The following is a 12,033-nucleotide window of genomic DNA, read 5'->3' as shown; positions in this document are numbered from 1 at the left end:
AACCTGCCCACCGGAGACGAAACGGCATCCCATGAGCCACGGCGTCACCCTCGAACATGTCACCATGCGCTTCGGCGCCGGCCCCGCCGCCGTCGATGATGTCGACCTGACCATTGCCCCCGGCCATTTCTTCTCGATCCTGGGCCCTTCGGGCTGTGGCAAGACCACGCTGCTGCGCATGATCGGCGGGTTCCTGGAGCCGACCTCCGGCCGGGTGCTGATCGGCGGCCGCGACATGGCCGGCCAGCGGCCCGAACAGCGGCCAACCGCCATGATCTTCCAGAATCTGGCGCTGTTTCCGCTGATGACGGTGGCCGAGAATATCGGCTTCGGGCTGGAAGTGCGCGGCATCGCCCCGGCTGAGCGCCGCAAGCGGGTCGAGAAACTGCTCGACGTCATCGCCCTGCCCGGCATTGCCGACAAGAAGGTCACCGACCTCTCGGGCGGCCAGCGTCAGCGGGTCGCCATTGCCCGTGCGCTGGCGGTGGAGCCGCAGGTGCTGCTGCTCGACGAGCCGCTCTCGGCGCTCGATCTGAAGCTGCGCCAGCATATGCGGGCGGAACTTCGTGCCCTGCAGCAGCGCACCGGCGTCACCTTCATCTACATCACCCACGACCAGGGCGAGGCGCTCGCCATGTCGGACGAGGTGGCGGTGATGAGCGCCGGCCGCGTCCAGCAGGTCGCAGCGCCGGCCGAACTCTACGACCGGCCCCGCACCGCCTTCGTCGCAGGCTTCGTGGGCGAGGCCAACCGCATCGCCGGCCGGGTTGCGGGCCTGGACGGCAACGAGGCGGTGGTCGACACCGCCTTCGGCCCGATGGCCGGCATCGCGCCCGCGCCGCTCAAGGCCGGCCAGCCGGCCGCCCTGTTCGTGCGCCCCGAGCGCATGCGCCTGACCGCCGCCGAGGGGCTTTCCGCCATCGGCGCCCTGCCGGCGGTGGTGACCGATCAGCGCTTCGAAGGTGCCTTCCTTCATCTGGTCGCCCGGCCCGAGGGCAACGGTCCGGGCCTGCCGGCCGAACTTCTCGCCCAGCTGGTCAATGACGGCAATCTGCCGCCGCTGGCGCCGGGTGTGCGGATCGGCCTCGCCTTCGGCCCGCAGGATGCGGTGGTGCTGGCCGATGGGTGACATGATCCGCCGGCGCGGCCCGGCTCTCGCCTTCGCCATTCTGGGGATCAGTGCGGTCTGGGTGCTGATTCTGGTGGTGCTGCCGCAGCTCTGGATGCTGGACTATTCGCTGCGCCCCAACCTGCCGCCCTCGAAGGTCGGCGGGCCGGAAGACATCCGCAGCTTCGCCAATTACGCGGCGCTGTTCTCGAACCAGATCCATTTCGGCATCTTCGTCAAAACGATCTGGGCAAGCGCGCTGGTCACCCTGCTGACCCTGGTCGCCTGCTACCCCATCGCCTATTACCTGGCCCAGGTCGCCACCCGCAGGCGGGCGGCGACCGTGATGCTGATCCTGATCATTCCGTTCTGGATCAACGAAGTGCTGCGCACCTTTGCCTGGTACATCATCCTGGCGCTGAACGGGCCCCTGAACGGGCTGCTGCTCGGGCTCGGCGTCATCGATCAGCCGGTGCGCTGGATCGACGGCAACGGCGCGGTGCTGGTCGGCATGGTCTATGCCTATGTGCTGTTCATGGTCTTCCCGATCTACAACGCGATCGAGAGTCTGGACCGGGCGCAGATCGAGGCCGCGCGCGATCTGGGGGCCGGCCAGCTGCGCATCCACCGCCGGGTGGTCATCCCCCATGCCAAGCCCGGCATCGCCACCGGCTGCATCATGACCTTCATGCTCGCCGCCGGTTCCTATGCGGTGCCGGCCCTGCTCGGCTCGCCCGGCAGCCGCTGGTTCACCCAGATCATCTACGACTGGTTCTTCGAGGGCGGCAACTGGCACATGGGTGCGGCCTATGCCTTCGTGCTGCTGCTGATCTGCATGGGCTTCATCATGATCATGATGCGGGTGTTCAAGGTCGGCGTGGGAGACATCGCACGATGAGCACGCAGACCACCACCGGTGAGGACCGCCTGGGCCGCATGATGATGCGGCTCTATCTGGGCCTGTTCCTGTTCTATCTGTTCCTGCCGCTGATCGTGATGGGGGCGGCCACCTTCAACGACAGCCGGCTGCCCACCATCAGCCCCTGGGCGGGCACCACGCTCAAATGGTTCGACGCGCTCTGGTCCGACGGCCAGATGTGGGAAGGGCTGACCACCAGCCTGCTGGCCGCGGCCGGCGTGGTTGCGGTCACGGTGCCGGTCGGCACCGCTGCGGCCCTGCTGCTCGACGGCCTGCGCGGCCGGGCGCGCAGCTTCGGCTTCGCGCTGATGGTCTCCCCCCTGCTGACGCCGGGCGTGATCATCGGCATCTCGACCCTGGTCTTCTGGCGCCAGGTCGAGGTCGGCGGCGGGTTGTTCCTGATCATCATCGCCCAGTCCACCTATATCGCGGCCTATGTGATGCTGATGGTCCAGGCACGGTTGCAGCGTTTCGACCGCGGGCTGGAGGAAGCGGCACGCGATCTGGGCGCCAGCCCCTGGACCTCGTTCCGCCGCATCACCCTGCCCTTCCTGGCACCGACCATGCTGGCCGCCGCCTTCATCGCCTTCCTGCAGAGCTTCGAGAACTACAACACCACCCTGTTCGTGCGCGGTTTCGATACCCCGCTCACCGTCTATATCGCAAGCAAGGTGCGCACCGGTGTCACCCCCGCGGTGAACGCGCTGGGGCTGATCCTGATCGCGCTGACCATCCTGGGGGCGGTGATCTGGGAACTGAACCGCCGGCGGGCCGCGAAGCGTATCGCCCCCGCCGGCTGACCGTTGCCCACCCTCAACCCAGCCGCCACCATCCCGCGCGGCGGCTGCGGTTCGGGATGTCCTCGTCCAGCGCGCCGGTCAGAACATGCAGCATGTCGGCGCGCACCACCGCATTGTTGCGGAAATACTGGTGGCCGGTCGGATCATCCTCCCAGGCGCGATCGCCGGTCAGGTTGCGCAGGATCACCGGCGAGACGTTGATGGCCGCAATTTTGGCCGGCAGGGCGTCGGGCCGGAGGGGCCCCGACAGCCCCAGCCGGTCGGGATTGCCCATCGCCACATCGCTCGCCTTCAGCGCCAGATCCTGCTGATTGTAATAGACCGTCACCCGCCGGCATCCGCGCAGAAGCGGGGCCAGCTTTTTGGGGTTGGACAGGGTGTCGTCATCCTCATCCCCAGCCGTCAGGATCACCTCGTCGAACAGCGGCGGGATGTTGTCGCCGACGAAGGTGCGCATATGGCAGATGCCCCCGCGCAGCACCCAGTTGCCCATGCTGTGGGCCAGAAGATGGATCCGCGCAGTGCACACGCCCTGGGACGGGCCCGTGCGCAGGAAATCGGTGGCCTTGAGCAGCAACCGGCCGAGCGCCGGACCCGACATCTGCGCCCGGCTGCGCTCGTCGCGATAGGTGCGGCCGTTCACGCCGCGGCCGAGCGACGGCCAGGCGAACAGGACCATCACCACGTCCCGCCCGCCATCGGCCAGCCATTGCTGGATCTGGACGGCGCGGCCGAGTGATTCCCGGAAGCTGTGATTGTAGCCATGCACAAACAGAAGCACATCCCGATGGCCGGCCACGGCCTGGCGGATGGCGGCGAAGGCATCGGTGCTGCCCAGGTGATTGCGGGCCAGATTTTCGGGCCGGATCGTCACCTCGGCACTGGCGGCGACCGCGTCCAGCGGCGCGCGATAGAGCGCGGATCCTTCGAAGCTTGCGGTGCCGAAGCGCAGCTCGTCCGGGTCGTCGTTGAAGCCTTCCGAGAACACCGTCTTCGGTGCCGGTTTGCGGTTGGTCGCGAAATGGATCAAGGTCGCCATGGGCCGTCTCCCCCTACCCGTCATTGCCCGACGGCAGAGAGGTTCGGATCTGCGCACCTTTAAATCAAGACGCGTGATGTTGCCGCACCCGGAACGCAGGGGCGGAGATCGCGCCTCCGGTCAGCGCGCCACCAGGCGCTGCGGCAGCAGGGTGATCAGGCCGAAGATCATCGCCGCCGTCACCACCACCGCAGGCCCGGACGGCAGATCCCAGAGCAGCGAGGCGCCAAGCCCCAGCGTCACCGCCACGGCGCCGGTCAGGGCCGCGATCACCGCCATCGCCTCGGGCGTGGGTGCCAGCCGCCGCGCCGCGGCTGCCGGGATGACCAGCAGCGACGTCACCAGCAGCACACCCACGATCTTCATGGCGAGCGCGATCACCAGCGCGATCAGCGCCATGAAGGCCAGCTGCACGCCCAGCACCGGCACGCCTTCCACCCGGGCCAGATCCTCGTCGACGGTGATGGTCAGCAGCCGGCGCCAGAGCAGCGCCAGCACCGCCAGCACGGCGGCCCCGCCGACCCAGATCGACCAGAGATCGCCGCCATGGATCGCCAGGATGTCGCCGAACAGATAGGCCATCAGGTCGACCCGCGGATTGCCCGCCAATGCCATGGCAACAAGGCCCAGCGACAGGGCGGAATGGGCCAGAATGCCGAGCAGCGTATCTTCGGCCAGCGGCTGGCGGCGCTTCATCATCACCAGCAGCACCGCGACCGACAGGCAGGCGATCACGATGCCCGGCCCGAAGCCGAGCCCGGTGACGGTGCCGAGCGTGATGCCGAGCAGCGCCGAATGGGCCAGGGTGTCGCCGAAATAGGCCATGCGCCGCCAGACCACGAAACAGCCGAGCGGCCCCATCACCAGGGCGAGACCGATGCCGCCGGCAAGCGCCCGGAGCAGGAATGCATCGAAGATCATCTGGAGGACAAGGTCCGGTCAGTGGTGATGATGGTGGCCGGTATCGGCATGATGCGCGTCATCCGGCCCGCAGCCCGCGGTGCAGCCCCCCGGCCCATGGATGTGATCATGCACATGATCATGGGCGTGGTGATAGGGGGCCAGCGCATCCGCGCCCAGCGGCCCGAACAGGGCAAGGAAGGCCGGGTCGCGGCTGACATCGTCGGGGTGGCCCGAACAGCAGACATGGCCGTTCAGGCACAGCACGTGATCGGTTGCCGACATCACCAGATGCAGGTCGTGGCTGACCATCAGAATGCCGCAGCCGCGCCGGTCGCGGATCGCCCGCAGCGTGCGGTAGAAGGCAATCTGGCCGGGCATGTCCAGATGGGCCGCGGCCTCGTCCAGCACCAGCAGATCGGGCTGCTGCAGCAGGGCGCGGGCCAGCATCACCCGCTTGGCCTCTCCCCCCGACAGTTTGTGAAAGGACCGGTCCTCCAGCCCCTCCGCGCCGGCTTCGGCCAGGGCCTCGGCGATCTCGGCCGCCCGGGGCCGGCGGCCATGAACATCGGCAAGCGTCATGAAGCGGCGCGCCGTCAGCGGCAGGGTGCGATCCACCGCCAGGGCCTGCGGCACATAGCCGATCCGAAGCCCCGGCCGCCGCACAACCGTACCGGCCGAGGGCGCAATCAGGCCAAGCGCCACCTTGACCAGCGTCGACTTGCCGGCCCCGTTGGGGCCGATCAGGGTGACGATCCGCCCGGGGGCAATGGTCAGGTCGATGCCGTCCAGCAGCCGTCGGCCGTCGCGCTCAACCAGCAGATTGCGGATCTCGACCAGCGGTGGAGCCGCGGGGGCGACGGCAGGGCCGCCCGCACGGCCTTCACGGACCTGCAGCAGCGCCGTCATGCGGCATCCCCGTCTCGTGCCGCGGCGGTGCAGGCCGGACAGACCCCATGCAGCTCCACCATCTGGCGCTTCAGCGTGAAGCCGGCCGCCTTCGCCAGTTCAGCCAGACGTTCGGCGGTGCCGGCATCGGTCACTTCCGCCACCCGGCCGCAGGCATCGCAGATCAGGAACTGGCCGGCATGGCTGCGCCCGGCCAGGCCGCAGCCGACGAAGGCATTCATCGACTCGATCCGGTGCACCAGCCCCTGCTCCAGCAGGAAATCCAGCGCCCGATAAACCGTCGGCGGCGCGGCACCGCTGCGTTCGTCCTTCAGCCGGTCGAGCACGTCGTAGGCACGCACCGGCTCGTGCCCTTCCAGCACCAGTTCCAGTACCCGGCGACGCAGATCGGTCAGCCGCGCACCATTGGCCGCACAGATCCGCTCCGCCGCATCCAGCGCGGTGGCGACACAGGCATGATGATCATGGTCGCCCTGCGGAAACGCCTCCGGCACGCCCTCTGCGGGTGCGGGACGAGGGCTGGCATGGGCGTGGTCGTGAGCGTGATCGGCCATCTTGCGCTACGCTATAACATTCCGTACTCTGCGGGTTCAGTGAGTTATGTTATATCGATGCCCGGATCATTGCCAGCCCGGGCAGACCGTGGAGGGCATATGCAAGGCATGACGGGTGTGCAGGGAACCGCGGTGGCAGCCCTGCTGCTGGCCGGAACCGCCCTTGCCGGTGTGTCGTCGGCGCAAGCCGAAGTTCCGGTGGTGGTCGCAACGATCAAGCCGCTGCATGCGCTGGCAGCCGGCGTGATGGCCGGCGTGGGCGCACCCGAGCTTCTGGTCCAGGGGGCTGCCAGCCCGCACGACTATGCCCTGAAACCCTCCGACGCCCGCCTGCTCGACAAGGCCGGCCTGGTGATCTGGGCCGGCCCCGGCGTGGAAAGCTTCATGCCGCGGATCATCGACGGCCTCGCCGGCAAGGCCCGCACGCTGGCGATGGTCGAGGCACCGGGGGTGAAGACCCTGCCGATCCGCGAAGGCGGGGTCTGGGAACCGCATGAGCATGCCCATGAGGACGAAGGGCATGACGGGCACGGGCATGACGGGCACGGGGACGACGGCGGGCACGGGCATGAGGACCATGCTCATGACGAGCACGCCCATGACGAGCATGACCATGACGGGCATGACCATGAGGGGCATGGGCACGAGGATCACGATCACGGCGCCATGGACGGCCATGTCTGGCTGTCGCCAGCCAATGCGCGCGCGATGGTGGCTGAAATCGCCCATGTGCTGGCCGAAGCCGACCCGGAGCATGCCGCCCGCTATCGCGAGAACGCCGCCGCCTATGATACACGCCTCGCCGAGCTGGACCGGACGCTTGCGGCCGGGCTGGCACCGGTGAAGACACGGCCCTTCATCGTCTTCCACGACGCCTATCAGTATTTCGAGACCGCCTATGGTCTGGCCGGCGTCGGCTCCGTGACCCTCAATCCCGAACAGCCGCCTGGTGCCCGCCGGATCTCGGAGCTGCGCCAGCGGATCACGGAAGGCGGGGTCGCCTGCGTCTTTGCCGAGCCACAGTTCGATCCGCGGCTGGTGAAGACCCTCACCGAGGGCACGCCGGCAAAGAGCGCGGTGCTCGACCCGGTCGGCGCGGATCTGACCCCGGGACCCGATGCCTATCCGGAACTTATGGCCGCTCTTGCGCGTTCCATGACCGACTGCCTTGCCCCCGGCACCTGATGCCGGACGAGACAGTCGGTTCCTGACACTTCCGCTTCTGCTCCGCCTGAGCAGCGACTGGCCCCGCCGTCCTTCCGGACGGCGGGGCTTCTTTCTTCAGCCGCGGCCGTGATCCCGTGCTGCCTGGTTCTCGGCCTGCACGGTTGCCTTCACCTCGACGCGCGGCACCCGGAACCACAGGGCGTAAATCGCCGGCAGGGCCAGCAGGGTCAGCACGGTCGCCCCCATCAGACCGCCCATGATGGTCAGCGCCAGCGGCCCCCAGAACACGCTGTGCGACAACGGGATCATGCCGAGGATGGCGGCAAGCGCCGTCAGCACCACCGGCCGCGAGCGCCGGACGGTGGCATCGACGATGGCCTGGGCGCGGCTGTGGCCGGCGCGGACATCGGCCTCGATCTGGTCGATCAGGATCACGGTGTTGCGCATGATCATGCCGGCGAGCGCGATCAGCCCCAGCAGGGCGACGAAGCCGAAGGGCTGGTTGGTCGCAAGCAGCGCCCCCACCGCGCCGATCAGCCCCAGCGGCGCGGTCAGGATCACCAGGATGAGCCGCGAGAACGACTGAAGCTGCACCATCAGAATGGTGAGCATCACGATCAGCATCACCGGCATCACCGCGGCGATCGCCTTATTGGCCTTGGCGCTCTCTTCGATCGATCCGCCGGTATCGATCCGATAGCCGGGCGGCAGCTCCGCCTTCAGCGCGGCCAGGGCCGGCAGCAGTTCAGTGGTGACATCGGGTGGCTGGACGCCGTCGATCACGTCGCCGCGCACCGTCAGCACGATCTCGCGATTGCGCCGCCAGACGATCGGCTCCTCGAAGACGTAATCGATCCGCACCACCTGATCGAGCGGCACCGGCACACCGTCGCGGGTGGCGATGGTCAGCCCCGCCAGATGGTCCAGATCGAGCCGTTCCTCGGGCACGGCCCGGGCGACCACGTCGATCAGGTCATTGCCTTCGCGGTACTGGGTGATGGTGTAGCCGTCGAGCAGGGTGCGCAGCGATTCCGAAATGTCGGCCGGCGTCATGCCAAGCGCCCGGGCGCGGTCCTGATCGACCACCAGGCGCAGGCTCTTCTGCTGCTCGTTCCAGTTCAGATGCGGATCGACGACCTTGGCGTTCTGCAGCATCACATCGCGGACCCGATAGGCGATCTCGCGCACCTTGAGCGGGTCGTCGCCGACCACCCGGAACTGGACCGGGAAGCCCACCGGCGGGCCGAACACGAAGCGGTCGACACGGGCGCGCGCCTGGGTGACGGCACCGTCTTCGATCGCCTTGTCGAGCCGGGCCTTCACCCGCTCGCGCGCCTCGGTATCGCGGGTCAGGATCACGATCTGGGCGAAGGCGGTGTTGGGCAGCACCGGGTTCAGACCCAGCCAGAAGCGCGGCGAGCCCTGGCCGACATAGGTGGTGTAGGACAGAATGTCGTCGTCGCCCGCCAGCAGCCGCTCCGCCGTGCGCGCGGCCGCATCCGTCACCCCGATCGCCGTCCCCTCGGGCATGCGCAGTTCGAAGAACAGTTCCGGCCGGGTGGAGGTGGGGAAGAACTGCTGCTGAACCATGCCGGTGCCGACGATCGAGGCCGCGAACATGCCGACCGTCATCAGGATCACGAGAATCCGGTGGCCGACGCACCAGCCGATCATCCGCCGGAGCATCCGATAGATCCGGGTGTCGTAGACCGCATCCGGGTCGTGATGGGCACCCTTTTTCTTCGAGAAATCAGGCAGCAGCTTATAGCCCAGATAGGGCGTGAAGATCACTGCCACGAACCACGACGCGATCAGCGCGATGCCGACCACCCAGAAGATCGCACCGGCATATTCACCGGAACTGGATTTGGCAAAACCCACGGGCAGGAAGCCCGCTGCGGTCACCAGCGTGCCGGTCAGCATCGGGAAGGCGGTGGAGGTCCAGGCAAAGGTGGCGGCACGTGCCCGGCTCCAGCCCTGCTCCATCTTCACCACCATCATTTCGATCGCGATGATCGCATCGTCGACCAGCAGGCCGAGGGCGATGATCAGCGCGCCGAGAGAGATGCGATGCAGGTCCATGCCGATCGCGTACATCACCAGGAAGACGATCGCGAGCACCAGCGGCACCGAGAAGGCGACGACGATGCCGGTGCGCAGCCCCAGCGACAGGAAGCTCACCGCCAGCACGATCACCAGCGCCTCGATGAACACCTTCACGAATTCGGCAACCGATTCATCCACCACATGCGGCTGATCGGCGATCTGGACCACATCGATGCCGACCGGCAGCCCGGCCTGGATATCGGCCATCGCCGCGGTCAGATTCTCGCCGAGGGTCAGGATGTTGGCGCCGTCTTCCATGGCGACGCCAACCCCCACCGCGGTCTTGCCGCCCTGGCGGACCAGATAGTCGGCCGGATCCTCGTAGCCGCGGCGGACATCGGCCACATCGCCCAGCCGGAAGACGCGGCCGCCCGCCTGGATCGGCGTCGCGGCGATCCGCTCCACCGCATCGAAGGCGCCGGTGACGCGCAGATAGACGCGGTCGGCCGTGGTGTCGACGGAACCGGCCGGTGCCACCGCATTCTGCCGGGCGACGCTGTCGAAGATCGCCTGCGGGGTGATGCCCAGAGTCGCGATCCGGGTGTGGCTGAATTCCACCCAGACCCGCTGATCCTGGTTGCCGATCACGTCGACCTTGGTGACGTCGGGCACCTTCAGCAGCCGGCTGCGCATGCCCTCGGCCACTTTTTCAAGCGCAGCCGGGTCCAGCCCGTCGGCGGTGATCATATAGAGTGCCGAATAGACGTCGCCGTATTCGTCGTTGAAGAACGGCCCCTGCACGCCCGATGGCAGGCGGTTGCGGATGTCGCCCACTTTCTTGCGCACCTGATACCACAGCCCCGCGACATCCCGCGGCGGGGTCGAGTCCGACAGCGTCACCTGCACGAAGGTGGCGCCGGGCTGGGAATAGGTGTCCAGCCGCTCAAGATGAGGCAGCTCCTGGAGCTTCTTCTCGATCTCGTCGGCGACCTGGGATTGCATCTCCAGCGTGGTCGCCCCCGGCCAGCGGGCAGAGACGACCATGGTCTTGATGGTGAAGGACGGATCCTCGGCCCGGCCGAGCTGGATATAGGACCACAGCCCGCCGATCCCCAGGATCAGGATCATGAACAGCACCAGCGACCGGTGGCTGATCGCCCAGGCGGACAGGTTGAAGCGGACCGGCCCCTGATCCCGGGCTGCGCCCTGATCCTGATCATGGGTGGACGGGGCGTCATGGGTGGACGGGGCGTCATGGGCGGCGGGGGCGTCGGCACCGGGGTTGCGGTGCGGCGTCTCTTCGGACATCGGGGCCTCTCGACGGCGGGCCTTCAGCAGCGGGTGACGGCGACGGAGCGGAGGCTCACCCGTCCTTCAGGGTCCGGACGGCGACGCCGTCGCGCAGCTGGTGAACGCCCAGCGTCACCACCTGTTCGCCGGGCTTCAGCCCGCCTTCGACCAGCGCCACTTCTTCCGTGAAACTGCGCAGCTCGACCTTGCGGCGATGCAGGGTCGAGGTTTCGGGGTCCACCACGAAAACCGACGGGCCGGAGCCGTCATTCATCACCGCGGCCAGCGGCAGGCGTGCCACGTCGCCCGTGCCGGGCAGGGCCAGCGTCACGGTCGCCGTCATGCCCAGCGTCGGCAGATCCGCACCCGAGGCTTCGATGGTGAAGCGGGCGGCATAGGTGCGGGTCACCGGATCGGCCTGCGGGGCCAGTTCGCGCAGGGTGGCCGGCCAGGCATCGCCCCGGTCGGCCCACAGCCGGACGGCGGCATTGGCGCGCCGCGCCTCGGCCAGCCAGCTTTCGGGCAGCGCCACCTCGGCCTCGCGCGGGCCGTCGCGGGCCACCGTCACCACGGTCTGGCCGGTGGCCACCACCTGCCCCGGCTCGGCCCCCACCGAAACCACCACGCCATCGGCATCGGCGACCAGATCGCCATAGGCCAGCTGGTTGCGCGCCAGATCCAGGGACTGGCGAGCCTGTTCAACCCGGCTGGCAGCGGCATCCAGCGCCGTCTTTTTGCGCTCGTATTCGGCAACCGGCGCAAAGCCGCGCGACCGCAGGCTGGCATAGCGAGCCTCGTCGGATTTCGCCTGGGCATAGCTCGACCTGGCCGCATCCAGCTCTGCCTCGGCGCTGCGCACCTGCAATGCCAGATCGGTGCGATCCAGCCTGGCGACCACCTGCCCCGCCGTCACCCGGTCGCCCACATCCACCGGCCGCTCGACCAGCTTGCCCGCCACCCGGAAGCCCAGCGCGCTTTCGGTGCGCGCCCGAATCACGCCCACGAAATCGCGGGTCTCGGCCGTGGACGCATAGGCGACCGTCGCCACCTTCACCGGCCGTTCCGGCGGCGGAGCATCTGCCCGGGTCTGCTCCTTACAGCCGGCAAGCCCCACCGCCGCCATGATCACCGCCGCGGCGGACACGCTGCGAAACACGACGGCCGGGCGCCGTGCAGAGCGGGCAAGGTCGGGGCGTGTATGCCCGGTTTCGGTGCGGTTCATGGGTCGTCCGGCTCCTCGGCCAAAAGTCTGCGACGGTCAGGCATTGTCGGCCACGGCCGGCGGGGGCGGCCGTGGGGTG

General features: G+C 68.2%; 10 protein-coding genes. 4 read left to right on the top strand and 6 right to left on the bottom strand.

Annotated features, from left to right (window positions below):
* The first annotated feature begins 31 nt into the window (after positions 1 to 31).
* The 3 genes from P7L68_RS14960 to P7L68_RS14950 are packed head-to-tail and all read left to right on the top strand — an operon-like array spanning position 32 to position 2,827.
* Positions 32 to 1,129, top strand: a complete 1,098-nt coding sequence (locus P7L68_RS14960; RefSeq protein ID WP_372006422.1) for an ABC transporter ATP-binding protein — start codon at positions 32 to 34, stop codon at positions 1,127 to 1,129.
* Positions 1,122 to 2,006, top strand: coding sequence for an ABC transporter permease (locus P7L68_RS14955; protein WP_372006421.1), 885 nt, complete (start codon positions 1,122 to 1,124; stop codon positions 2,004 to 2,006). Before P7L68_RS14960 ends, P7L68_RS14955 begins: the two co-directional genes overlap by 8 nt.
* The gene (locus tag P7L68_RS14950; RefSeq protein ID WP_372006420.1) at positions 2,003 to 2,827 is read left to right on the top strand and encodes an ABC transporter permease; all 825 of its coding nucleotides are present in this window, start codon (positions 2,003 to 2,005) and stop codon (positions 2,825 to 2,827) included. The genes P7L68_RS14955 and P7L68_RS14950 overlap by 4 nt, the downstream gene beginning before the upstream one ends.
* A gap of 13 nt (positions 2,828 to 2,840) precedes the next feature.
* On the opposite strand, the gene P7L68_RS14945 is transcribed toward P7L68_RS14950, so the two are convergent.
* The 4 genes from P7L68_RS14945 to P7L68_RS14930 all read right to left on the bottom strand — a co-directional run bounded on the left by P7L68_RS14945 (position 2,841) and on the right by P7L68_RS14930 (position 6,229).
* Entirely contained in the window at positions 2,841 to 3,866 is a 1,026-nt protein-coding gene (locus P7L68_RS14945) for an alpha/beta hydrolase (protein ID WP_372006419.1), read from the bottom strand.
* A gap of 120 nt (positions 3,867 to 3,986) precedes the next feature.
* Positions 3,987 to 4,787: an iron chelate uptake ABC transporter family permease subunit gene (locus tag P7L68_RS14940; protein WP_372006418.1), complete on the bottom strand. Its 801-nt coding sequence runs from the start codon at positions 4,785 to 4,787 to the stop codon at positions 3,987 to 3,989.
* Positions 4,788 to 4,805: 18 nt separating this feature from the next.
* The gene (locus P7L68_RS14935) at positions 4,806 to 5,675 is read right to left on the bottom strand and encodes an ATP-binding cassette domain-containing protein (protein WP_372006417.1); all 870 of its coding nucleotides are present in this window, start codon (positions 5,673 to 5,675) and stop codon (positions 4,806 to 4,808) included.
* The gene (locus P7L68_RS14930) at positions 5,672 to 6,229 is read right to left on the bottom strand and encodes a transcriptional repressor (RefSeq protein WP_372006416.1); all 558 of its coding nucleotides are present in this window, start codon (positions 6,227 to 6,229) and stop codon (positions 5,672 to 5,674) included. The genes P7L68_RS14935 and P7L68_RS14930 overlap by 4 nt, the downstream gene beginning before the upstream one ends.
* A 99-nt stretch (positions 6,230 to 6,328) precedes the next feature.
* Between P7L68_RS14930 and P7L68_RS14925 the strand changes: the two genes are divergently transcribed.
* Positions 6,329 to 7,414: a zinc ABC transporter substrate-binding protein gene (locus P7L68_RS14925; protein ID WP_372006415.1), complete on the top strand. Its 1,086-nt coding sequence runs from the start codon at positions 6,329 to 6,331 to the stop codon at positions 7,412 to 7,414.
* 96 nt (positions 7,415 to 7,510) lie between these two features.
* Here the strand turns inward: P7L68_RS14925 and P7L68_RS14920 are convergent, their stop codons facing one another.
* Positions 7,511 to 10,750: an efflux RND transporter permease subunit gene (locus P7L68_RS14920; RefSeq protein ID WP_372006414.1), complete on the bottom strand. Its 3,240-nt coding sequence runs from the start codon at positions 10,748 to 10,750 to the stop codon at positions 7,511 to 7,513.
* A 55-nt stretch (positions 10,751 to 10,805) separates the two neighbouring features.
* Positions 10,806 to 11,954, bottom strand: a complete 1,149-nt coding sequence (locus P7L68_RS14915) for an efflux RND transporter periplasmic adaptor subunit (protein WP_372006413.1) — start codon at positions 11,952 to 11,954, stop codon at positions 10,806 to 10,808.
* Positions 11,955 to 12,033: the final 79 nt, after the last annotated feature.

Origin of the sequence: Tistrella mobilis, from assembly GCF_041468085.1 — a bacterium.
In the GTDB taxonomy this organism is placed as follows: domain Bacteria; phylum Pseudomonadota; class Alphaproteobacteria; order Tistrellales; family Tistrellaceae; genus Tistrella; species Tistrella mobilis_A.
The sequence above is the reverse complement of the archived record's forward strand: the minus strand, read 5'-3'. Positions and strand labels throughout refer to the sequence as shown.